At 72.7% G+C, this 21,828-nt stretch carries 22 protein-coding genes; 15 read left to right on the top strand and 7 right to left on the bottom strand.

Features of this window, described 5'->3' with window-relative positions; translation table 11 throughout:
* From ACMCNN_RS21490 to ACMCNN_RS21475, 4 genes are read left to right on the top strand one after another with little or no spacing between them, the layout of a single operon-like run.
* A complete protein-coding gene (locus tag ACMCNN_RS21490; RefSeq protein WP_412742312.1) occupies positions 1-951 on the top strand; it encodes an ROK family glucokinase in 951 nt (316 codons plus the stop codon).
* A gap of 17 nt (positions 952-968) precedes the next feature.
* The gene (locus ACMCNN_RS21485; RefSeq protein ID WP_412742311.1) at positions 969-1,655 is read left to right on the top strand and encodes an endonuclease/exonuclease/phosphatase family protein; all 687 of its coding nucleotides are present in this window, start codon (positions 969-971) and stop codon (positions 1,653-1,655) included.
* Between the two features lie 25 nt (positions 1,656-1,680).
* Positions 1,681-3,018, top strand: a complete 1,338-nt coding sequence (locus ACMCNN_RS21480) for a flavin-containing monooxygenase (protein ID WP_412742310.1) — start codon at positions 1,681-1,683, stop codon at positions 3,016-3,018.
* Positions 3,015-3,806 (top strand): alpha/beta hydrolase, encoded by a 792-nt coding sequence (locus ACMCNN_RS21475; protein WP_412742309.1) that lies wholly within the window; start codon positions 3,015-3,017, stop codon positions 3,804-3,806. The genes ACMCNN_RS21480 and ACMCNN_RS21475 overlap by 4 nt, the downstream gene beginning before the upstream one ends.
* Positions 3,807-4,069: 263 nt before the next feature.
* Here ACMCNN_RS21475 and ACMCNN_RS21470 read toward each other — a convergent pair whose 3' ends face one another.
* Both ACMCNN_RS21470 and ACMCNN_RS21465 read right to left on the bottom strand, forming a co-directional pair.
* Complete coding sequence (locus ACMCNN_RS21470) at positions 4,070-5,578, bottom strand: alpha,alpha-trehalose-phosphate synthase (UDP-forming) (protein WP_412742308.1); 1,509 nt, start codon at positions 5,576-5,578, stop codon at positions 4,070-4,072.
* A 57-nt stretch (positions 5,579-5,635) separates the two neighbouring features.
* Positions 5,636-6,496: a DUF308 domain-containing protein gene (locus ACMCNN_RS21465; RefSeq protein ID WP_412742307.1), complete on the bottom strand. Its 861-nt coding sequence runs from the start codon at positions 6,494-6,496 to the stop codon at positions 5,636-5,638.
* A 141-nt stretch (positions 6,497-6,637) separates the two neighbouring features.
* On the opposite strand from ACMCNN_RS21465, the gene ACMCNN_RS21460 reads away from it, so the two are divergent.
* Complete coding sequence (locus tag ACMCNN_RS21460; protein ID WP_412742306.1) at positions 6,638-7,333, top strand: lysophospholipid acyltransferase family protein; 696 nt, start codon at positions 6,638-6,640, stop codon at positions 7,331-7,333.
* A gap of 7 nt (positions 7,334-7,340) precedes the next feature.
* Here the strand turns inward: ACMCNN_RS21460 and ACMCNN_RS21455 are convergent, their stop codons facing one another.
* Positions 7,341-7,985 (bottom strand): Crp/Fnr family transcriptional regulator, encoded by a 645-nt coding sequence (locus tag ACMCNN_RS21455; protein ID WP_412747238.1) that lies wholly within the window; start codon positions 7,983-7,985, stop codon positions 7,341-7,343.
* A gap of 287 nt (positions 7,986-8,272) precedes the next feature.
* Between ACMCNN_RS21455 and ACMCNN_RS21450 the strand changes: the two genes are divergently transcribed.
* The 4 genes from ACMCNN_RS21450 (at position 8,273) to proC (ending at position 11,888) form a co-directional block, all read left to right on the top strand.
* The gene (locus tag ACMCNN_RS21450) at positions 8,273-9,172 is read left to right on the top strand and encodes a phosphotransferase enzyme family protein (RefSeq protein ID WP_412742305.1); all 900 of its coding nucleotides are present in this window, start codon (positions 8,273-8,275) and stop codon (positions 9,170-9,172) included.
* Between the two features lie 113 nt (positions 9,173-9,285).
* Positions 9,286-9,774, top strand: coding sequence for a polyadenylate-specific 3'-exoribonuclease AS (locus tag ACMCNN_RS21445; RefSeq protein WP_412742304.1), 489 nt, complete (start codon positions 9,286-9,288; stop codon positions 9,772-9,774).
* Positions 9,775-9,995: 221 nt separating this feature from the next.
* A complete protein-coding gene (locus ACMCNN_RS21440; RefSeq protein WP_412742303.1) occupies positions 9,996-11,024 on the top strand; it encodes a 6-phosphofructokinase in 1,029 nt (342 codons plus the stop codon).
* Positions 11,025-11,081: 57 nt separating this feature from the next.
* Positions 11,082-11,888, top strand: coding sequence for a pyrroline-5-carboxylate reductase (gene proC / locus ACMCNN_RS21435; RefSeq protein ID WP_412742302.1), 807 nt, complete (start codon positions 11,082-11,084; stop codon positions 11,886-11,888).
* A gap of 148 nt (positions 11,889-12,036) precedes the next feature.
* Here proC and ACMCNN_RS21430 read toward each other — a convergent pair whose 3' ends face one another.
* Positions 12,037-12,714 (bottom strand): DUF429 domain-containing protein, encoded by a 678-nt coding sequence (locus tag ACMCNN_RS21430; RefSeq protein ID WP_412742301.1) that lies wholly within the window; start codon positions 12,712-12,714, stop codon positions 12,037-12,039.
* 233 nt (positions 12,715-12,947) lie between these two features.
* Between ACMCNN_RS21430 and ACMCNN_RS21425 the strand changes: the two genes are divergently transcribed.
* The 3 genes from ACMCNN_RS21425 (at position 12,948) to ACMCNN_RS21415 (ending at position 16,946) form a co-directional block, all read left to right on the top strand.
* On the top strand, positions 12,948-14,411 hold the full coding sequence (locus ACMCNN_RS21425; protein WP_412742300.1) for a glycosyl hydrolase family 18 protein: 1,464 nt from the start codon (positions 12,948-12,950) through the stop codon (positions 14,409-14,411).
* A 74-nt stretch (positions 14,412-14,485) separates the two neighbouring features.
* Positions 14,486-15,892 carry a class II 3-deoxy-7-phosphoheptulonate synthase gene (locus tag ACMCNN_RS21420; protein ID WP_412742299.1) on the top strand — a complete coding sequence of 469 codons (1,407 nt, stop codon included), beginning with the start codon at positions 14,486-14,488 and terminating at the stop codon, positions 15,890-15,892.
* Positions 15,885-16,946: a threonine aldolase family protein gene (locus ACMCNN_RS21415; RefSeq protein ID WP_412742298.1), complete on the top strand. Its 1,062-nt coding sequence runs from the start codon at positions 15,885-15,887 to the stop codon at positions 16,944-16,946. Before ACMCNN_RS21420 ends, ACMCNN_RS21415 begins: the two co-directional genes overlap by 8 nt.
* Before the next feature lie 6 nt (positions 16,947-16,952).
* On the opposite strand, the gene ACMCNN_RS21410 is transcribed toward ACMCNN_RS21415, so the two are convergent.
* The 3 genes from ACMCNN_RS21410 to ACMCNN_RS21400 all read right to left on the bottom strand — a co-directional run bounded on the left by ACMCNN_RS21410 (position 16,953) and on the right by ACMCNN_RS21400 (position 20,642).
* Positions 16,953-17,816: a deoxyribonuclease IV gene (locus tag ACMCNN_RS21410; protein ID WP_412742297.1), complete on the bottom strand. Its 864-nt coding sequence runs from the start codon at positions 17,814-17,816 to the stop codon at positions 16,953-16,955.
* Positions 17,807-19,768 (bottom strand): Stk1 family PASTA domain-containing Ser/Thr kinase, encoded by a 1,962-nt coding sequence (pknB, locus tag ACMCNN_RS21405; RefSeq protein WP_412742296.1) that lies wholly within the window; start codon positions 19,766-19,768, stop codon positions 17,807-17,809. The genes ACMCNN_RS21410 and pknB overlap by 10 nt, the downstream gene beginning before the upstream one ends.
* Positions 19,769-19,928: 160 nt before the next feature.
* Entirely contained in the window at positions 19,929-20,642 is a 714-nt protein-coding gene (locus ACMCNN_RS21400; RefSeq protein ID WP_412742295.1) for a hypothetical protein, read from the bottom strand.
* Positions 20,643-20,744: 102 nt separating this feature from the next.
* Here ACMCNN_RS21400 and ACMCNN_RS21395 point away from each other — a divergent pair, with 102 nt between their 5' ends.
* From ACMCNN_RS21395 to ACMCNN_RS21385, 3 genes are read left to right on the top strand one after another with little or no spacing between them, the layout of a single operon-like run.
* On the top strand, positions 20,745-21,122 hold the full coding sequence (locus ACMCNN_RS21395; RefSeq protein WP_412742294.1) for an Rv2175c family DNA-binding protein: 378 nt from the start codon (positions 20,745-20,747) through the stop codon (positions 21,120-21,122).
* Between the two features lie 7 nt (positions 21,123-21,129).
* Positions 21,130-21,456, top strand: a complete 327-nt coding sequence (locus ACMCNN_RS21390) for a lycopene cyclase domain-containing protein (protein ID WP_412742293.1) — start codon at positions 21,130-21,132, stop codon at positions 21,454-21,456.
* A gap of 22 nt (positions 21,457-21,478) precedes the next feature.
* Entirely contained in the window at positions 21,479-21,820 is a 342-nt protein-coding gene (locus ACMCNN_RS21385; protein ID WP_412742292.1) for a lycopene cyclase domain-containing protein, read from the top strand.
* Positions 21,821-21,828 lie beyond the last annotated feature (8 nt).

The following is a 21,828-nucleotide window of genomic DNA, read 5'->3' as shown; positions in this document are numbered from 1 at the left end:
GTGACGCTGACCATCGGAGTCGACGTCGGCGGCACCAAGGTTGCCGGTGGGGTGGTCGACGAGCAGGGCAACGTGCTGGCGCACGTACGCCGGGACACGCCCGCCGAGGATCAGGCCGGTACCCGGGACACGATCGTGGCCGTGGCCGCCGAGCTGGCCGCGGCGTACCCGTCCGCCATGGCCATCGGGATCGGCGCCGCCGCCTGGATCGACGCCACCGGGTCGACGGTGCTGTTCGCGCCGAACCTGGCGTGGCACGACGAGCCGTTGCGCGACTACGTGGCCAAGGCCGTCGGCCTGCCCACCGTGCTGGAGAACGACGCGAACGTCGCGGCGTGGGCCGAGTTCCGCTTCGGCGCCGCCCGGCAGGCCGAGGACTCGATGGTCATGATCACCGTCGGGACCGGGATCGGCGGCGGGGTGGTGCTCAACGGCGCGTTGTGGCGGGGCGCGAACGGCATCGCCGGGGAGCTGGGCCACATCCAGTCCGTGCCCGACGGTCACCCGTGCGGCTGCGGCCGGCTGGGCTGCATCGAGCAGTACGCCAGCGGCAACGCCCTGGTCCGCTTCGCGCGGGCGGGGGCGATGCGCGACCCGGAACGCGGCGCCGGCCTGCTCGTGCTGGCCGACGGCGACCCGAACCGGATCAGCGGCCGCATGGTCACCGAGGCCGCACAGGAGGGCGACGAGGTGGCCCGCGACGCGTTCGCGCAGGTCGGCTACTGGCTCGGGGTGGCGTTCGCCGACCTGGCACAGGTCTTCGACCCGCAGGTGCTGGTGGTCGGCGGCGGCGTGGTCGAGGCCGGTGAGCTCTTGATGGCCCCGACCGAACGCGCGTACCGGGACCAGCTGGCGCAGCGGCGCCGCTTCCCGGTGGCCGAGATCAGGGCGGCGGAGGCGGGCAACGCGGCCGGCGTGGTGGGCGCCGCCGACCTCGCCCGGCGGATCTGACCCGAGGGGGCGCGGGGGTGGCCGGGGTTCCGCTGCGGGTGCTGAGCTACAACGTCCACGGCCTGCGCGACGACCGGGCCGCCCTGGTCGGCCTGGTCCGTGACCTCGCCCCCGACCTGATGATCGTGCAGGAGGCACCGCGCCGGTTCCGCTGGCGGCACAAGTGCGCCGCCCTCGCGGACGACGTCGGGCTGGTCGTCGCGGCCGGCGGGCTGCCGTCGCTGGGCAACCTGCTGCTGGTGAACCTGCGGGTCAAGGTGCACGAGACGTGGTGCCTGCGCTTCCCGCTGACCCCAGGGCGGCATCTGCGCGGGGCGGCGTTCGCGCGCTGCTCGGTCAAGGGCGCGCGGTTCACGGTGACCGGTTCGCACCTGGCCACCGACCCGGCGGAACGGCCGGGCCAGGCCGAGCGGTGGAAGGACGCCGTCGCCGGCGTGGACGGCCCGCTGGTGGTCGGCGCCGACCTGAACGAGGGGCCGGGCGGCGGCGCCTGGCGTACGGTCGCCGACGGTCTCACCGACGCGGTGGCCGACGGTGGCGGCACACCGACCTTCCCCGCGACCGTGCCGCAGCACCGCATCGACGCGCTGTTCGTCTCGCCCGACGTCGTGGTGGCCGCGCACGAGGTGGTGGACTCCGACCGGGCCCGGCGGGCCAGCGACCACCTGCCCGTCCTCGCGGACCTGCTGCTGCCTTCCTCGTAGCCCCGCATTCTGCAAAGATCCTCGCGTGCAGGACACCGGAGAGGTCGCGGACCGCCGCGCGGCGGTGTGTGTCATCGGCGCGGGCGCCAGCGGCCTCGCCGCCGTCAAGAATCTGCGCGAACACGGCTTCGCCGTCGACTGCTACGAACGCGAGACGTCCGTCGGCGGCGCCTGGAACCAGCGCCATCACCGCAGCCCCGTGTACGCGGGCACCCGGCTGGTCACCTCCCGCGCCCGTACGGAGTTCCCCGACTTCCCGATGCCGGACACCTGGCCGGACTACCCCGACCACACCCGCCTGCTGTCCTATCTGGAGCGCTACTGCGCACACTTCGGCCTGGCCGAGCACATCTGGTTCGGCACCGAGGTGGTTTCCGTGGTGCCGGCCGGCGACGGCGGCTGGGACGTGACCACGCAGAGCCCGGGCGGCGGTGCCTCCCACGTCCAGCGGTACGCCGCCGTGGTCGTCGCCAACGGCCACAACTGGGCGCCGCATCTGCCGGAGTTCCCCGGAGCGGACGAGTACCGGGGACGACTGATCCACGCGGCGATGTGCAAGGACCCGGCCCAGCTGCGCGGGCGCCGCGTGCTGGTCGTCGGTGGCGGCAACACCGGCTGCGACCTCGCGGTCGCGGCCGCCCAGCACGCCACCGAGGTGTGGCACTCCACCCGGCGCGGCCACTGGTACGGCCCCCGCTACCTCGCCGGGCGCCCCGTCGACCAGGTGCAGGCGCGGCTGCTGCGTCGCCGGGTGCCGTCGCCGCTGCGCCGGTGGCTGTACCGCCGGGCGCTGCGCCTGGTCGTGGGTGACCTGACGCGGTACGGCGTACCGCGGCCGGGTCGCCGCCCGGATCCCGGTCACCCGGTCCGCAACGGTCAGCTGGCGGAGTACCTGCACGACGGCCGGATCGTCGCCGTACGGGACATCGCCCGCTTCGACACGGCCGGCGTCACGCTGGCCGACGGCCGGCGCATCGAGCCGGACCTGGTCGTCGCGGCGACCGGCTACCGGCCGCGGTTCGAGTTCCTCGCCCCCGAACTGCTCGACACCGACGCCGAGGGGCGGCCCGACCTGCACCTGCACGCGTTCGCCCGGCAGCACCCCACCCTCGCGGTGGTCGGGCTGCTGGAGCCGGACGCCGGGCTGTTGCCGCTGGCGCACTGGCAGAGCGTCGCGGTCGCCCGCTGGCTGCGCCTGTACGCCACCGACCGGGCCCGTGCCGCGCAGGTGCAGCGCCGCGAGTCCACCCGGAAGCCACGCAGCTGGTCCGCCCGTGGTACGGGATCGGCGTGGTGCGCGGTGGAGTCCACCCGCTACCTGCGGGTCCTGGAGGACCTGCTGACCCGCCTGGAGACGGCGTGACATCCGGCCTGCTGCGGTATGCCGACTGGTCCTGCCCGGTACGCCCGGTCGACAGGGAGCTGAGCAGCGCCCTGCCGGAGGGCGACGAGGGCCGGCCGCCGCTGCTGTTCGTGCCGGGACTCGGGCACGGCCCGTGGGCGTTCGCCGAGCACTGGCTGGGTCACGCCGCCCGGCGCGGTTTCCCGGCCCACGCGGTCGGCCTGCGCGAGCGTGGCGACCTGCGGGCGTACGCGCACGACGTGGTGCAGACGGCCGTGAGCCTGCCCCGCCAGGCCGTCCTCATCGGGCACGGCGCCGGGGCGCTGGTGGTGACCCGCGCTTTGGCCCGCTATCCGGCCCGCGCTGCGGTGCTGGTCGCGCCGGTGCTGGACGGCTGGGCGGGACTGGGCGCCGCGCTGCGTGCCAACCCACTCGGCACGCTGCCCGCCGTGGTCGGTGGTGCGTTGCGGCTGAGCCGGCGCCAGCTGTTCAGCCCGGAGCTGAGCGCCGAGCAGGCGGACGCGTACCGGGGGCGGCTGGTCGCGGCGGGGGCACGGGCGCAGTGGCAGCTCCTGGCGCACCGGGCCGTGCCCCGGCCGGTCGGCTCGCCGCCCGTACTCGTGGTGGGCAGCCCGGACGACCGGGTCGTGCCGCGGGCCGCGCTGGACCGCACGGCCGGCCGTTTCGGCGCGGCCCCGCTGCTGTTCCCCGGCATGGGCCACGACCTCATGCTGGACGCGGGCTGGGCCGAGCCGATCGACGCCATCCTCGACTGGCTCGGCAAGGAACTGACACCCCCTGCCTCCTGACGCCCGCAAACCCCGCCATCGCGGCGCGCCCGCCAAAGTTGACGACTTCGGGTCAGCACCGCACCACAAATCATCAAGATCCAGCGGACCGCCACCAGCGGACCGCCACCAGCGGACCGCCACCAGCGGACCGCCACCAGCGGACCGCCACCAGCGGCCCGCCACCAGCGGACCGCCACCAGCGGCCCAGGACCCCGGCGGCTCGGGGCTCCGGCGGCTCGGGGCTCCGGCACAGCCGTGCGTCCGTGCCGTGACGGGATCGGTCAGGCCGGGGGGCGGCGGCGGGCCACCGACCGGGGCCGAGGAGTGATCGCGCGGGCCTTCGCGGCCGCGCCGCCGCGCGCCTTCGGCTCACCGACCGCGGGCAGCTGCTCCGCCAGCCGGCCGCTGTCGTCCAGAGCGGTCAGATACGCGCGGGCCCACGCGATGATGTCGTGGCCGCGCAGGTGCTCGCGCATGGCGCCCATCCGGGCACGCAGGTCCGGCGGTTCGGCCCGCATCGCCCGCAGCAGCGTGTCCTTGAGTCCGTCGACGTCGTGCGGGTTGACCAGGAACGCCTGCTGGAGTTCGTCGGCGGACCCGGCGAACTCGCTGAGCACGAGGGCGCCCGCCCCGTCCTCGCGGGCGGCCACGAACTCCTTGGCGACCAGGTTCATCCCGTCGCGCAGCGGGGTCACCACCATGACGTCGGCGGTCCGGTACAGGGCCGCCAGCTCGGCGCGGTCGAACGGCTGATTGAGGTAGTGGATGGCGGCCTCGCCCACGCGGCCGTGCTCGCCGTTGATCCGGCCGACCTCGCCCTCGATCCGGTCGCGCAGCGCGCGGTAGCTGTCCACCCGTTCCCGGCTCGGCACCGCCACCTGCACCATGACGGTGTCCCGTACCTTGATCCGGCCGTCGCGCAGCAGCTCGCTGTACGCGGTCAGCCGGTGCTCGATGCCCTTTGTGTAGTCGAGCCGGTCCACACTGAGCAGTACCCGCCGCGGTTCGCCGAGGTCGTGGCGCAGCTGGCGGGCCCGGGTGACCACGGACGGGCGGCGGGCCAGCGACTGCATCTCGGCCACGTCGATGGAAACGGGGAACGCCCCGGTGCGCACCACGCGGCCGTCGGCCAGCGTGATCTGGTCGTCTGTGGACTGTGCGGCCAGCAGTTTCACGGCGAGCTGGGCGACGTTGTGCGCCGCCTGCGGTCGCTGGAATCCGACCAGGTCCGCGCCGAGCATGCCGTGCAGCAACTCGACCCGGCGGGGCAGCTGCATGAACAGCTCGGGCGGCGGGAACGGTACGTGCAGGAAGAATCCGATGAGCAGGTCGGGGCGCAGCTCCCGCAGGTACCGCGGTACGAGGCTCAGGTGGTAGTCCTGCACCCACACCGCGGCGCCGCGTTCGGCGACCTCGGCCGTGGCCTGCGCGAACCGGTGGTTGACCGCCTGGTACGTCTCCCACCAGTCGCGGTGGAACACCGGGGGTTCGACCGCGTCGTGGTAGAGCGGCCACAGGGTCGAGTTGGCGAATCCCTCGTAGTAGCCGCGCAGTTCCGCCTCGCTGAGCGCCACCGGTCTGATTCGCAGGCTGCCGATGTCCGGCAGTGCCGGGGCGGGGCCGAGGCCGCCGGCCCAGCCGACCCAGGTGGCCGGGGTCTGTTCGAGGATCGCGTGCAGGGCGCTGGTGAGGCCGCCGGGGCTGCGGCGCCACTCGCAGGCACCGTCGGGCGCGGCGTTGTCATCGAGGGGCAGGCGGTTGGCGACGACCACGAGAGAGCTCTGACGCACCACGAAAGGTTACGTCACGACTACGTACAGATACAGTAGTGAACGTCGATGAATTGCTCAGACGACCGCGCCGTCGTCGAAGTCGTCGTCATCGTCCTCACCGGAACGCAGCCGCCAGACCAGCGTCACGGCGCCCGCGATGACCGCGGTGAAGCCCGCGAGGGTGACCAGGTTGTGGTCGATCGGCAGCAGGCTCGGGCGCAGGAACAGCAGGAAGCCAATCACCACGCCGAGCACCCCGGCGACGGTGTACTTCGAGACGTGCGGCAGCGGGGGCGGCGGGGGAGGGGTGTACCGCTCGTCGTCGTCCTCGCCGCTGTCGGTGGCGTCGGTGGCGAACGTGTCGAGCCCGTCGAGCAGCGACGGCTCGGGCGGCGGCTTGGGATCGGTGCGGCGCCGGTTGAGCGAGATCCCGGAGAAGTCGGTGGCCGACGGCAGCGCACCCGGTGGCCGGGGCCCGGCCGTCGGGTCGGCGGGCGGCTCGGGCGGGCGCGTCGGGTCCAGGTCCTCCGCGGCGGGCCACGGGGCGGCGGTCGGGTCGACCGCTGTGTGATAGCCGGAGATGATCTTCGCCCACTCGGCGTCGATCTCGTGCTGGCTGCCACCCGCCCCGGCCTCGGAGCGCGGGGCCGGCGCCGTCGTCGCGGCGTCGCCGGCGAGCCGGTGCAGATGCCCGCGCGCCACATCGAGGTGGACGCGGTCGACGTACAGCCGGTCGGTCGGGCGGGCGGGCAGGGTGGTGGTACGCAGGATGGGGTTGAGATCGGCGGACGGCTGAAGGTACGCCGCGATGCCGCCAGCCGCCAGCACATCGAGCAGATGCTCTCCGATGCGCGGATCGACGTCGCCCGCGACCGCGTAGTCGGCCGCGTCGAGCCCGTTGTCCCGCCGCCCGCGACGGGCGCCGCCCGCAGTCACCCCACACCTCCTCGCCCCAGTCGTGTCTTGAATGGTGACACGACAGGCACCGGTTGCGGGAGTGCGTTGTGGCGTGCCGCTCCCGCTTCGTACGCTTCCTGTGCCCCCGCGATCACCGCGTGCGCGCAGGAAAGGACATCAGTGTTCTACTGGCTGCTCAAGTTCGTGGTCTTGGGGCCTCTGCTCAAGCTCATTTTCCGCCCCGACGTCACCGGTCTGCACCACGTACCGTCGTCCGGGCCGGTGATCCTGGCCTGCAATCACCTGTCCTTCTCCGACTCGATCTTCACACCGTTGGTGGTGCGCCGGAAGGTGACCTTCGTCGCCAAGGCCGAGTACTTCACCGGTAAGGGGATCAAGGGCTGGCTCATGCGCCAGTTCTTCGTCAGCACGGGGACGATCCCGGTGGACCGTTCCGGTGGCAAGGCGGCCCAAGCGGCTCTGGACACCCAGTTGCGGGTGCTGCGGGGCGGCAACATCGCGGGCATCTACCCCGAGGGCACCCGGTCGCCGGACGGGCGGTTGTACCGGGGCAAGACCGGCGTCGCCCGGCTGGCCCTGGAGAGCGGTGCCCCGGTGATCCCGGTGGCGTTGATCAACACCGACGAGATCCAGCCGACCGGCACCCTGATCCCCAAGATCCGCCAGGTCCGGATCAGGTTCGGCGCCCCCCTGGACTTCTCCCGGTACGCGCAGGCGCGCGGCGACCGCTTCGTCGAGCGCGCCATCACCGACGAGATCATGTACGAGCTGATGACGCTCTCCGGCCGCGAGTACGTCGACGTCTACGCCGCCAGCCTCAAGAACGCCGCGGTCACGGCCCCCGCCGGCGGCTGAGCGCCCGTCAGGCGGCGGTCATCCCGGCGCGGCGGCGCAGCGCGGAGACGTCCGTGACGACGATGCGCCGCCCCTCGGTACGCAGCCAGCCGCGGCTGGCGAACGACCCGATGGCCTGGTTGACGCTCTGCCGGGAGCCGCCCGCCATCTCGGCCAGCTGGCTCTGGTTCAGCTCGATGGTGATCATCGGCGCCTGGCTCTCCCCGGCGAGCCGGACCAGGGTCTTGGCCACCCGGCCGGGCAGATCCAGGAAGACGTGATCCGCGTTCTGCTCGGTGAGCCGGCGGATCAGCGCGCCGACGGAGCGCATCACCGCGTCCAGGATGCGCGGGTTGGAGTGCACCAGCTCCATGAACGCGGCCCGGGACAGCGCGAGCGCCTGGCAGTCCTCGATCGCCTCGGCGGACGCGGACCGGGTGGAGGCGTCGAGCAGCGAGACCTCGCCGAGCACGTCCGGCGGGCGGGCCACGGTCAGCACGGCGCGCTCGCCGGTGGGCGCGGTGCGGAACACCGCGACGGACCCCCGCTTGAGAATGATCAGCGATTCGCCGGGGTCGCCCTCGACGAACAGGATCTGCCCCTTGCGGTACGTGCGCGGCACGGCGGCGGCCAGGACGCGCTGGCGGACGTCGGGCTCCAGGCCGGCGAACATGTCCACGCCTGTGAGCGCGTCGCCGGTGTCCTGCGGGCGATGATCCACGCTCAATCCCTCCCCGGATGGGACCACGGTCGCGCCGGGCGGGGCGCCGGCCCCACGACGCGAACGATCACTCTTAGCATGAAGAGCACCGCGGGCGCCATTTGATACGTCTCCGTCACAACAGGCGCACACCCGATCATGTCTCGTCGCTCGCTGTCTGTACACCCCCTGAGCGCATTGCGTGACCGTCGCCCCGGCTGTCCGTCGGCCGCCCCGCCCGCGGCGCGACAATCGCCGCCGTGCCGGACCACGATCTGCTCCGCGCCGCGCTGCGCGAGAACTGGCATCTCGTGCCGACCGCGATCACGAACCGTCGCGGGGGGATCCTCTCGCGGTCCTGGGACGTGACGGTCGGCCGCGCGCGCTACGTCGTCCGCCTCGTCCGCCCGGCCGAACGCCCGGCGCTGGAAGCCGGGCTCGCCGCCGCCGGGCGCCTGCGCGCCTGCGGCATCGCGGCGGGCGAATCGGTACGCACCCTCGGCGGCGCCCTCACCGTCGCCCTCTCGGTCGGCGCCCTCGCGGTGCTGCGCCGCACGCCGGGCCGCGCCCTGGTCGGCGCGGACCCGGTCGACCAGCAGTGGTGGGGGGACCGGCTGGGCGCGCTGCACCGCGCCCTGCAGGGGTACGTCCATCCGGGCCTGGGCCGGTGGAACCTGCTCGACGCCGACGCCGCGCACCTGTCCGGCGAGCCGTGGCTGCGGCTGGCGGTCACCGAGGCCGTGACGGCCGCGACCCGGCTGACCGTGACCGACCGGCTCACGTACGGGGTGCTGCACCGCGACCCCGCGCCGGAGGAGTTCGTGGTCGACCCGGACACCGGCCGGGCCGGAGTGCTGGACGGCGGCGCGTCGGGCACCGGTCCGCTGGTCTACGACGTGGCCGCCGCTGTCGCGTACGCGGGTGGCCCCGACGCCGCGGCCGAACTGGTCGACGGTTACCTGGCGGCCGCCCCGGTGCCCTCCGACGAGCTGGACGCCACGCTGCCGGTACTGCTGCGCTTCCGCTGGGCCGCGCAGGCCGACTGGTCGGTCCGCCGCCTCGCGGAGTGCGGGCAGGCACCCGCCGCGGCGGGCTGCCGCGCCGGTGCGGGCGAGGCGCTGGACCGGGCCCGCTCCGCCCTGCGGGCCCTGGGCGGGTGACGCCCGGCCGTGCCCTGTGCGGGTGACGCCGCCGGGTGCCCTGTGCGGGTGACGGGCGTCGCCGGTGGCCCTGCGCGCCGCGGGGTGGCGGGCGTGGGCGAGGATGGACCGCGATGGTCTACCGCTATTTCTACGACTGTGAGTTCATCGAGGACGGCCGCGTGGTCGATCTCGTGTCGATCGGCGTCGTCGACGAGTTCGGCCGCGAGTTCTACGCGGTGTCCACGGAGTTCGACGACTCCCGGGCCGTGCCCTGGGTACGCCGCAACGTCCTCGACAAGCTGCCCTCGCCCGCCGATCCCGCGTGGCGCTCCCGCGAGCGCATCCGCGACGACCTGTACGCGTTCCTCACCGAGCCGATCCAGGGCCGCGACGAGCAGATGGAGCTGTGGGCCTGGTTCGCGGCGTACGACCACGTGGCCCTGGCCCAGCTGTGGGGGGCGATGCCCGCCCTGCCGCGGGAGATCCCGCGCTTCACCAAGGACCTGCGCCAGCGCTGGGACGAGGTGGGCCGCCCCGCGCTGCCGGGCGCCACCGGCCGCCACGACGCGTTGGTGGACGCCCGGCACAACCTGGCCCGCTGGCACGCGATGGGCGGCTGACCGGCCGGTCGACCACCGAGGGTGGGGGTTTGCCGGGTATCCCGTGCGGGGCGTAGCCGAACTGTCAGACTGTAGCGGGGCGCTTTGGCCGGGTGAGCCGGCGGCGACTACAGTGCGTTTCTGCGGCCCGCCCCGGGCCGGCAACGCTGCCGACGGCTTCCTGGGGCTCGCTTGGGCTATCTACATCTCGCGACCGACCCAATCTGGGAGGACGAGTAATCATGCGCATCGGCGTGCTCACCGGCGGCGGCGACTGCCCCGGTCTCAACGCGGTGATCCGGGCAGTGGTCCGTAAGGGTGTCGCCGTCTACGGCCACGAGTTCGTGGGCTTCCGGGACGGCTGGAAGGGCCCGCTGGAGGGCGTCACGAAGCCGCTCGGCATCGCCGAGGTGCGCGGCATCCTGCCGCGCGGCGGCACCATCCTGGGCTCGTCCCGGACCAACCCGTTCAAGATTGAGAACGGCGTGGAGCGAATCAAGGCCAACCTGGCCGAGCAGGGCGTCGACGCGCTCGTCGCGATCGGCGGCGAGGACACCCTCGGCGTGGCCACCAAGCTCACCGACCTGGGCGTCAACGTGGTCGGCGTGCCGAAGACGATCGACAACGACCTCAACGCCACGGACTACACGTTCGGCTTCGACACCGCGGTGAACATCGCGATGGAGGCCATCGACCGGCTGCACACCACCGCCGAGTCGCACCACCGCACGCTGGTCGTCGAGGTGATGGGCCGGCACGCCGGCTGGATCGCCCTGCACGCGGGCCTCGCCGGTGGCGCCAACGTCATCCTGCTGCCGGAGCGGCAGTTCGACGTGGAGCAGGTAGCCACGTACGTGACAAAGCGCTTCCAGGTCGAGTACGCCCCGATCGTCGTGGTCGCCGAGGGCGCGCAGCCGCTGGAGGGCCAGATGGTCCTGCACAACCAGGAGCTGGACGCGTTCGGGCACGTCCGCCTCGGCGGCATCGGCCAGTGGCTGGCCGAGCAGCTGGAGGAGAAGACCGGCAAGGAGGCCCGCACCGTGGTGCTCGGCCACATCCAGCGCGGTGGCACGCCGACCGCGTTCGACCGGGTGCTGGCGACCCGCTTCGGCCTGCAGGCCATCGACGCGGTCAACGAGGGCGACTTCGGCAAGATGATGGCGCTGCGCGGCACGGACATCGTGCGCGTGCCGCTGGCCGAGGGCACCGGCGAGCTCAAGACCGTACCGATCGAGCGGTACGACGAGGCCGAAGTCTTCTTCGGTAGCTGAGCAGTCGTTCGAGGAGGGCGGGCCGTGCGGCCCGCCCTCCGAGCATTTGGAGGACGCATGCACACCATCGCCGTGATCGGCGCCGGCAAGATCGGCGAGCTGGTGCTGTCCGGCCTGCTGCGCTCCGGCTGGCCCGCCGAGAAGCTCCTGGTCACCGCCCGCCGCCCGGAACGCGCCAGGGAACTGACCGAGCGCTACGGGATCCGCGTGGTGGACAACCTCGCCGCCGTCAGCGAGGCCGACGTGCTGGCCGTCGCCGTCAAACCGCAGGACGCGGGCGTGCTGCTGGACGAGATCGGCACGAAGGTACCCACCGACAAGCTCGTCGTGTCGCTGTGCGCCGGGCTGCCCACCTCGTTCTTCGCGCTGCGGCTGCCCGAGGGCACCCCGGTGGTACGGGTCATGACGAACACCCCGGCCGTCGTCGACGAGGCGATGACCGCGATCTCGGCGGGTCCGCACGCGACAGGCGCGCATCTGGCCATCGTGGAGGAGATGTTCACCCCGCTGGGCGCGACGATCCGGGTGCCGGAGTCCCAGCAGGACGCGGTGACGGCGCTGTCGGGTTCCGGGCCGGCGTACTTCTATCTGCTGGTCGAGGCCATGATCGACGCGGGCATCCTGCTCGGACTGCCCCGCCAGGTCGCGCACGAGCTGATCGTGCAGACCGCGATCGGGTCGGCCGTGATGCTGCGCGACTCCGGCGAGCACCCGGTGAAGCTGCGCGAGCAAGTCACCTCACCGGCGGGCACGACCATCTCCGCGATCCGCGAACTGGAGAACCACGGAGTACGTGCCGCACTGCTGGCCGCCCTGGAAGCAGCTCGCGACAGGGCCCGGGAAATCGCGTCGCAGAGTAGCTGAGCTGTGCTGGCTGGCTCCGCTTCGCTCCGCGGCGATCGCCTTGTTCACCGCTGAGTTGTGGCCGATTCCCGGCACCTGCACAGATCGCAGGCACCGGGAATCGGCCACAACTCACCGGCGGCGATCGCGGGGGGGGTGTCACGTTCCCTCAGTACCAGATGGCGATCTTGGCGCCGTCTGCTTCCTCGGGCGGGTCGGGGTGGCTGTGGGCGGCGTTGGTGGCCATGCGGTGGGCGGTCCAGGCCACGGCGGCCGCGTCGAGGATGTCGTCGGGCGGGGCCTGACCGGCGGGGCCGAGGTTGTCCGGCAGCACGATGCCCTGCTTGGCCAGCAGTTCGCGGCGCTGGGCCTGGCCGGTCCAGGTCTTCTTCGCGTACTGCAGCGGGGCGTCGGCCATCGTGCGGAACGACACCTCTGGGTGCGCCTCGAACAGCAGCCCGGGATGCCGCTCCCAGATGGCGTTCGCCTCCAGCAGTTTCGGGCGCAGCGCCCACGACTGGCGGCTGATGCCGGTGCCGGTGAGCTGTTTGCAGACCCGGTTGGCGGCGGCGAAGTCGGGCTCCTGCCACACCGGGCGCGGCGGCACCCGGAAGACGCTGCTGCGGCGCGGCCCCAGCTGGTCGGCCGCCACGGCGTCGGCGGCCCGCCAGCGGTCCGGCAGCATGCCCAGGGGTACGTCGACACCGATCACGGCCGCGCCGGAGCTGCCCGCCACGATCTCGTACAGCGTCGAGGCCAGCATGGCGCGGCCGAACGTGCCGTCGCGCAGCTCGACACCGACCCAGCCGAGGGCGTACGCGTCGACGCCGATCACGTGGATGGTCATCGGTAGCGGTCCACATCGGCCGTTGTACCGATGGCGTCCACGGTGACGACGTCGAAGTTGGTCATGAGCGCAGACTACGCGCCGTGGTGGATCGCTGGCACGCCGTCGCGCCGACTCCCGGAAAGTTATGGAGCCGGTTAATCCCGCAGTCACATCTTGACGCAACTTCATCGATGTGACTACGGTCTCTTCACATCCTTTTGGAAAGTTTCCTAATTATTTCTGGAGACGCCGTGAAGCGATCCGCCCGCCGCGCCATCCTGGCCGCCGCTATCACCACGGCCGCCGTCGTCGGAGTCCCCGTCGTCCAGGCGTCCGCCGCCACCGCCTGCGCCTCGGCGTGGGCCCCCACGCAGGTCTACGTCAAGGACAACAGCGCCTCCCAGAACGGCCATAACTACACAGCGAAGTGGTGGACGCAGAACGAGAGCCCGGCCACGCACAGCGGCCAGTGGGACGTCTGGATCGACAACGGTGCCTGCGACGGCGGCACGCCGCCGACCACGCCGCCCACGACCGAGCCCACCACGACCCCGCCGACCACCACCCCCACCACGGCGCCGACGACGAACCCGCCGAGCGGCAAGAACCTCGTCGGCTACTTCGCCGAGTGGGGCATCTACGGCCGCAACTACCACGTCAAGAACATCGTGACCAGCGGCTCCGCCTCGAAGCTGACCCACATCCTGTACGCGTTCGGCAACACCACCGGCGGCCAGTGCTCCATCGGTGACTCGTATGCCGACTACGACAAGGCGTACACCGCGGCGGACAGCGTCGACGGGGTGGCCGACACCTGGGACGCGGGCGCACTGCGCGGCAACTTCGGCCAGCTGCGCCGGCTCAAGAAGCTGTACCCGAACATCAAGGTGATCTGGTCGTTCGGCGGCTGGACCTGGTCCGGCGGCTTCACCCAGGCCGCGGCGAACCCGACCGGCTTCGCCGACTCCTGCTACAACCTGATCAAGGACTCCCGCTGGGCCGACGTCTTCGACGGCATCGACATCGACTGGGAGTACCCGAACGCCTGCGGCCTGTCCTGCGACGCCAGCGGCCCGGCCTCCTACGACAAGGTGATCAGCGCGCTGCGCAACAAGTTCGGCAACAATTTCCTGATCACCTCGGCGATCTCGGCGGACGGCAGCAACGGCGGCAAGCTCGACGCGGCCGACTACAAGTCGGGCATCGACAAGCTGAACCTGGTCTTCCCGATGACCTACGACTACTTCGGCGCGTTCAGCCCGCAGGGCCCGACCGCACCGCACTCGCCGCTCACCTCGTACGCCGGCATCCCGCAGCAGGGCTTCTGGTCCGACGCGGCGATCCAGAAGCTGAAGAGCAAGGGCGTGCCGTCCAGCAAGATGCTGCTCGGCATCGGCTTCTACGGCCGAGGCTGGACCGGCGTCACCCAGACCGCCCCGGGCGGCACGGCGACCGGCGCGGCCCCCGGCACGTATGAGGCGGGCATCGAGGACTACAAGGTGCTCAAGGGCTCCTGCCCGGCCACCGGCACCGTCGGCGGCACCGCGTACGCCAAGTGCGGCAGCAACTGGTGGGGCTACGACACCCCGCAGACCGTCGGCGGCAAGATGGACTACGTCAAGCAGCAGGGTCTCGGCGGTGCGTTCTTCTGGGAGTTCTCCGGCGACACCAGCAACGGTGAGCTGATCTCCGCGATGCGCAACGGCCTCGGCTGAGCCTGCGGTCCTGGATAGTGGGGCGTCGGGAACCTCCCGGCGCCCCACTTTCGTCCCCGCCGTACGCTGCTGGCATGCGCCGTGAGTGGCATCAGCTCAGTCATCCGGGGGTGGGCAACCCGGCCCTGCAGACGTCCCGCCCGTCCACCGACTCCGCCGAGGACGAGGCCCTCGGCCTCGACCGGTGGCGCGGGCTGCCCCGGGTGCAGATGCCGCCCTGGCCGGACTCCGCCGAGGTCGCCGAGGTCTGCAAGGTCCTCGACAACGTGCCCTCGATCGTCGCCCCCTACGAGGTCGACCAGCTGCGCGCCAAGCTCGCCGACGTGTGCGAGGGACGGGCGTTCCTGCTGCAGGGCGGCGACTGCGCCGAGACGTTCGCCGACAACACCGAGAGCCACCTGCTGGCCAACGCCCGCACGCTGCTGCAGATGGCGGTCGTGCTGACCTATGGGGCGTCGATGCCCGTGGTCAAGGTGGCCCGGGTCGCCGGGCAGTACACGAAGCCCCGCTCCGCGCCGACCGACGCGCTCGGCCTGCCCGCGTACCGGGGCGATCTGATCAACTCGCTAGACGCCTCCGAGGGGGCGCGGGTCGCCGACCCGCAGCGCATGATCCGCGCGTACGCGAACTCGGCCGCGGCCATGAACATGCTCCGCGCGTACCTCTCCGGCGGGCTGGCCGACCTGCACGGGCTGCACGACTGGAACAAGGACTTCGTGCGCGCCTCCCCGGCGGGCGAACGGTACGAGGCGATCGCCCGCGAGATCGACCGGGCCCTCGACTTCATCCGCGCCTGCGGCATGACAGAGAACGAGGCATTGCGAACGGTCAGCCTGTACTGCTCGCACGAGGCCCTCGCCCTGGAGTACGACCGGGCACTCACCCGCGTCTCCGGCGGCCGGGCGTACGGATTGAGCGGTCATTTCCTGTGGGTGGGTGAGCGGACCCGGCAGCTCGACCACGCGCACATCGACTTCATCAGCCGCATCGCCAACCCGATCGGCGTCAAGCTCGGCCCCGGCACCTCCGCCGAGACCGCGATCGAGCTGTGCGAGAAGCTCAACCCGGACAACGTGCCAGGCCGCCTCACCCTGATCAGCCGGATGGGCAACGGCAAGGTCCGCGACGCGCTGCCCCCGATCGTCGAGAAGGTCACCTCGACGGGCGCCAAGGTCGTGTGGCAGTGCGACCCCATGCACGGCAACACCCACGAGTCCAGCAACGGCTACAAGACCCGCCACTTCGACCGGATCGTCGACGAGGTGCTCGGCTACTTCGAGGTGCACCGCGGGCTGGGCACCCACCCGGGCGGCATCCACGTCGAACTGACCGGCGAGGACGTCACCGAATGCCTCGGCGGCGCGCAGGGCATCGAGGACCTGGACCTGCCGGACCGGTACGAGACCGCCTGCGACCCCCGGCTCAACACCCAGCAGTCGCTCGAACTGGCGTTCCTGGTGGCGGAGATGCTGCGTGGTTGAGCTGCCCCGCACCGCGGGCGGTGGGCCGGTCGTGGACCTGCGTTCCGACACGGTCACCCGGCCGACGCCCGCGATGCGCGCGGCGATGGCGGCGGCCGAGGTCGGCGACGACGTCTTCGGTGACGACCCCACGGTCGTCGCGCTCGAAGCCGAGGTCGCGGCGCTGTTCGGGCACGAGGCCGCGCTGTTCGCGCCGTCCGGCACGATGACCAACCAGATCGCGCTGCAACTGGTCGTGCCGCGCGGCGGGGAACTGCTGACCGGCGGGGACGGGCACGTCGTCACGTACGAGCTGGGCGGGGCCGCGGTGCTCGGCGGCATCTCCACCCGTACCTGGCCCGCGGTCGGCGCCGAGCTGGACGTCGCACGCATCGCCGAGATGATCCGGCCCAAGGGTTTCCCGTCGCTGCCGACGTCGGCCATCGCGGTCGAGCAGACCCACAACCTCGGCGGCGGGGGCGTGGTCAGTGTGGACGCCCTGCGCGGGCTGCGCGCCGCCGCGGACGAGGCGGGGATCGCCGTGCACTGCGACGGCGCCCGGATCTGGCACGCGCACGTCGCGGACGGGGTGCCCCTCGACGAGTACGGGTCCCTGTTCGACACGCTGTCGGTCTGTCTGTCCAAGGGGCTCGGTGCGCCGGTCGGCTCGCTGGTCGTCGGCAGCGCCGAACGGATCGCGCAGGCCCGGGTCGTCCGCAAGCGGATGGGTGGCGGGATGCGCCAGGTCGGCATCCTCGCCGCCGCCGGGCTGCACGCGGTGCGTCACCACATCACGCGGCTGGCCGAGGACCACGCCCGGGCGCACCGGCTGGCGGTGGCGCTGGAGCCGCTCGGGGTGGTGGACCCGGCTGCCGTGCGTACCAATCTGGTGCCGCTGGATCTCACGAAGGCCGCGCTGGACGCGCCCGCGCTGGCCGCCGCGGCGGCCGAGCAGGGTGTGCTGATGGCGGCGATGCTGCCGCGCAGAGCCCGGCTGGTCACCCACCTCGACGTCGACGACGCGGCCCTCGACCGGGCGATCGAGGTCCTGACCGGCCTGCTGCGCGCCCGCTGAGCACGCCTACGCGTGCTCGGGGCGCAGGCTCTTGAGCAGGGCGATGTCGGCCGCATGCCCGGCGTGGCCGACGGTCGGGGTCTCCACGACCACGGGTACGCCCGCGGCCGCCGGATGGGCCAGCAGTTCCGCGAACGCGGCCGCGCCGATCCGGCCCTCGCCGATCGTCTCGTGCCGGTCCCGGCTGGAGCCGCAGTCGTCCTTGGAATCGTTGGCGTGCACCAGTTGCAGCCGCCCCGGCCCGACCGTGGCGACCAGCTCGTCCAGCGTGGCGGTCATCCCGCCCGGGGTGGCCAGGTCGTGCCCGGCCGCCCAGGCGTGGCAGGTGTCGAAACACACGCCCATCCAGGGGTGGCTCTCCACCGCGGCCAGGTACGGGCCGAGGTCGCCCATCTTCGACGCGAGGCTGCGGCCGCCGCCGGCGCTCGGCTCCACCAGCAGCCGGGGCAGGCCCTCGGTCGCGGCCCGGTCGAGCAGCGGGAGCAGGGTCTCGCGGACCTGGTGCAGGGCCTTGTCGTCGTGCGCGGGGTCGACCGAGCTGCCCGCGTGGAAGACCACCGCGGTCGCGCCGATCGCCTGGCCGCGCAGCAGCGCGTGTTCCAGCGTCTGCACCGAGCGCTCCACGGTCAGCTCGGTGGGGGAGCCCAGGTTCACCAGCAGCGACGCGTGGATGTACGCGGGCAGCCCGCGCTCGCCGCAGCCGTCGCGGAACAGCGCGTCCTGCGCCGGGTCGCCGGGCGGCAGCGCCCAGCCGCGGGAGTTGGACACGTAGACCTGCACCACCTCGGAGGCGGCCGCGTCGGCGTACGGCAGGGCGGCCTTGGCCAGGCCGCCCGAGGACTTGGTGTGCGAACCGATCCTCAGAAGCACTGGATCACGACTTCGGTCTGCGATGGGACCTGGGTGTTCTCGGGCGGGTTCTGGAAGCGGGCGGTGCCGTTGGGGTTGAGGCCCTGCACGTTCGCCCGCAGACCGGCGCCCTGCAGTTGCTGCTGTGCCTGCGGGCAGGGCAGGTCGACGACCCTGGGCACGATGACCAGCGCGGGACCCTTGCTGACGTCGAGCTTGATCTCGTCGTCCTTCCCCGCGCGCGTGCCGGCCTTCAGGGACTGGCCGATGACCTGGTCCGCGGGCTCGTTGCTGTCCTTGTACTCCTCCACCACCGTCAGCCCGAGGGTCTGCAATTGGGTCCGGGCGTCGTTGATGTTCTTGCCCACTACGTTCGGTACGGGGATCGGGGCGAGGCCCTTGCTGACCGTGACCGTCACGGTGTCACCCGGCTTGAGCAACCTGCCCGCCTTGGGGTCCGTGGCGACCACCGCCCCTTCCGGGACGGTGTCGCTGAACGCGCCGTCGTCCTCCTTGACCTTGAGCTTCGCCGCCTCGATCTCGCCGCGCGCGGCGGACAGCTCCGTGCCGATCACATCGGGTACGGGGTAGCGCTCCGGGCCCAGCGACAGCGTCAGGGTGATCTCGCCGCCCCGGATCACGCGCTCGGTGGCGGCCGGGTTCTGGGTGAGCACCACGTCCTTGCCCACCGTCTCGCTGAACTTCCCGTCGCCGTAGGTCAGGGTCAGGCCCTCCTCCCGGGCGCTCGCCTCGGCCTGCGCCCTGGTCATGTTGACCAGCTGCGGTGCCTCGACGTACCGGCCCAGGGTGACCCACCAGGTGCTGCCCAGCACCGTGAACACCATCAGCGCCACGGCCGCCATGAGCGCGATCCGGCGGCGGTCCCCGAAGAGTCCGGGACGGGACGGGCCGAAATTCTGCGGAGCGGTGGCGCCGCGGCGCGGGGCCCGGGCGGTCGACTGGGGCAGGCGCGCCCAGGCCGGGCGGTCCTGCACCGCGGGCATGGCCGTGGTGATCGCGGGGACCAGGGCGGTGGCGTCGGCCTGCAGGGGCCGGGCCGGGACCTGACGCAGCAGGGCTGTCTCGACGTTCGCGGCCCCGAGTTCGTCGCGGACCACCTGGACCTCGGCCAGCAGCGCGCCGGCGTCCGTGGGGCGGGCGCCCGGATCGCGGCGGGTGGCCCGGCTGACCAGGTCGTCCAGCGTGGCGGGCAGGCCCTTGACGACGCTCGACGGGGCGGGCACGTCGTTGTCCACGTGCTGCCAGGCCACCTCGACGGGCTCGGCGCCGTCGAACGGCACCCGCCCGGTGAGCATCTCGAACAGCACGATGCCCGCCGAATAGACATCGGTACGGGCGTCGGCGTGCCCGTCGGTGACCAGCTCCGGTGCCACGTACGCGACGGTGGCCATGAGCTGGCCCGAGTCGTCGGACGCGCTGGCCTCGACCGCGCGGGCCAGCCCGAAGTCGGCGACCTTCACCACGCTGTCGACCAGGTTGGCGATGCCGCCGGAGGGTGCCTCCGCGACGAGCACGTTCTCCGGTTTGACGTCGCGGTGCACCAGGCCGGCGCGGTGCGCGGCGGCGATCGCGGCGAGCATCTGCTCCAGGATCGCGCAGGCCTCCACCGGGTTGAGCCGGCGCCGCTGGGTGAGCAGGTCGCGCAGGGTGCGGCCCTGCACGTACTCCATCACCAGGTACGGCAGGCCCTGGTGGCGGCCCTGGTCGTAGACAGCCACGACGTTGGGGTGGGTGAGCCGCGCGATCGTCTTGGCCTCGTCGGTGAACCGGTCGACGAAATGAACATTGGTCGCCTGCGACGGATGGATGATCTTGAGGGCGACGGTGCGTTCGAGGCGCTCGTCCGTCGCGGTGTACACGGTCGCCATGCCGCCACGGGCGACCCGACCGGTGATCCGGTAGCGCCCGTCGATCGTCGTGCCGATCAATGTGTCGGCGACTGTGGTGTCCATCGGCGTGAAGTGTATGTGCCCTTCGGGTGACGGCAGCTCAGCATGGCACAGCTGGGGCCGAACAGGTACGCCCACACGCCCGTACCTGGGCGTATACGGCTAAATAGGATCAGATCGCCCGGACGACGGCGCGTCGGGCAGTGTGCCCCGGACCTCCGGGTCAGCGGTGCGGGCGGTGGGGCCGCGGTGGTTTCCCAATCGGCGGTGTTTCCCCGACCGCGGATCCGCTCGGCTGCGCCGACGGGGGTGCGGTGGTGTAACTCGTCACCGGGTACGACGGGGGCGGCGGCGTGCTCACGGGGCCGCTGGGACGGGGGCTGGGCGTCGGCGGCGGGACCGGGGCCGGCGCGGGCGGCGGCATCGTCGCCGGGCGTCCCGGTGCACCGGTCGTGCGCGTCGGCGGGGCCGGGCGGTCCCGGCGCGGCGGGTCGAACCTGCCGCGCAGCGCCGCCGGGTCGGCGCCCGCCCCTTCGCCGTCCGCCCTGCCGGGCTGCATCGGGGGCGTCGGGCTGGGCTGCGGGGAGTCGGACACCAGACCCGCGCGCGCCGCCGTCGCCCCGTCCGGCTCCGGCCCGCCCGCCTGCGCACCACCGCCGGTCGGACCGTCCGCCGTGACCGGGTACGGCGGCGCCCCGGCCGGCGTCCTCGACGGCGTCGCTCCGCCGCTCAGCGCCAGGTATCCGCCCCCGGCACCCGCGGCCACCACCAGGCCGAACGCAGACACGACCGCGATCCGGCGGGAGGTGACCGGCCCGCCCGCCCGGTGCGCCCCACCGGTGCCGGGACGGCGTGGGGTGAGCCACCGGCGCAGGTCGTACCCCACCGACCGCCAGACACCGGCCAGCTCGACGCGGGTTCTCCGCCACGGGTTCATCGGGCCACCTCTGCAGGGCTCTGGTCGGGCCGGGGTTGTCGCGGTGCCGCGTCCCGCGGATCCGCGTGGTGCGGCTCGGACGAGTTCTGGCAGGCTGTGCAGGTGAGCGATTCCGCAGTGACCGTGGGTGCGGCGGCCGGGCCGCCGACCGGACCCGCCGCCTGGCTGCCCCTGCCCGACGTGGCGGAGCGCCTCGACATCTCGATCAGCAAAGTGCACCAGATGATCCGCGACGGCGCGCTCGTGTCGGTGCGGCGCGACGGCATCCGGGTGGTGCCCGAGGAACTGGTGGCCAACAGCACCGTGCTCAAGCACCTCCCGGGCGTCCTCACACTCCTGCACGACGCGGGGTACAACGACGAAGAGGCTGTCCGGTGGCTCTACGAACCCGATGAGGCACTCGACGGCAACGCCGCACGGGGCCTGGGCGGCCCCCGCGCCCGCGAGGTCAAGCGCCGCGCGCAGGCGCTCGGCTTCTGAGCCACCGGTGCGACACCTCACGTACGTGGCGGTGCTGGCCGGATGCCTGACCGCCGCCGTGTGGCTGGAGCCGGTGCTGAAGGTCAACGTGCTGCGCCGCTGGCGCCGTCTGCTGCTGACGGTGCTGCCCGTGGCGGCCGTGTTCGCGCTGTGGGACATGGCGGCCATCGCGGCCGGGCACTGGAGCTTCGACCCCGCCCAGACGACAGGGGTGGTGCTGCCGGGCGGGCTGCCGCTCGACGAGGCACTGTTCTTCCTCGTGGTGCCGTGCTGCGCGGTGCTGGGCTTCGAGGCGGTCCGGGCGGTACTGCGCCGCCCGGCCGGCGACGAATGACGCACCCGGGCGGGACGGGCGTATGACGTACACGGCGGCGGCGCTGCTGGGGGTGGCCGGGGCGCTGCTGGTGGACCTGGTCGGGCTGCGTACCCGGCTGGTCACGCGGGTCGTCTTCTGGGCGACGTACCCGATCGTGCTCGTCTTCCAGCTGCTGTCGAACGGCATCCTCACCGGCCGCCGCATCGTGATCTACGACCCGGCGGCGATCGTGGGGTGGCGCATCGCGTACGCGCCCGTGGAGGACCTGCTGTTCGGCTTCGCGATGGTGCTGCTCACCCTGTCGGTGTGGGTGTGGCTGGGCCGCCGCGGGGTCCAACCCACGCCGCGCGCGGGTGAGGGCGGCAGGTTCCCGCGCCGCTGAACCCGGGG

The organism is Krasilnikovia sp. MM14-A1004 (assembly GCF_047159485.1).
Taxonomy (GTDB): Bacteria; Actinomycetota; Actinomycetes; order Mycobacteriales; family Micromonosporaceae; genus Actinoplanes.
Note: the sequence above shows the minus strand (reverse complement) of the source record. Positions and strands in the feature narration are given on the sequence as shown.

Coding starts and splice junctions, on each gene's coding strand:
- ACMCNN_RS21455 (WP_412747238.1), bottom strand. CDS start 7,985: ATGTTCGCCGGCCTGGAGCCCGACGTCCGCCAGCGCGTCCTGGCCGCC.
- ACMCNN_RS21445 (WP_412742304.1), top strand. CDS start 9,286: ATGGTCTACCGCTATTTCTACGACTGTGAGTTCATCGAGGACGGCCGC.
- ACMCNN_RS21440 (WP_412742303.1), top strand. CDS start 9,996: ATGCGCATCGGCGTGCTCACCGGCGGCGGCGACTGCCCCGGTCTCAAC.
- proC (WP_412742302.1), top strand. CDS start 11,082: ATGCACACCATCGCCGTGATCGGCGCCGGCAAGATCGGCGAGCTGGTG.
- ACMCNN_RS21430 (WP_412742301.1), bottom strand. CDS start 12,714: ATGACCATCCACGTGATCGGCGTCGACGCGTACGCCCTCGGCTGGGTC.
- ACMCNN_RS21420 (WP_412742299.1), top strand. CDS start 14,486: ATGCGCCGTGAGTGGCATCAGCTCAGTCATCCGGGGGTGGGCAACCCG.
- pknB (WP_412742296.1), bottom strand. CDS start 19,768: ATGGACACCACAGTCGCCGACACATTGATCGGCACGACGATCGACGGG.
- ACMCNN_RS21400 (WP_412742295.1), bottom strand. CDS start 20,642: ATGAACCCGTGGCGGAGAACCCGCGTCGAGCTGGCCGGTGTCTGGCGG.
- ACMCNN_RS21385 (WP_412742292.1), top strand. CDS start 21,479: ATGACGTACACGGCGGCGGCGCTGCTGGGGGTGGCCGGGGCGCTGCTG.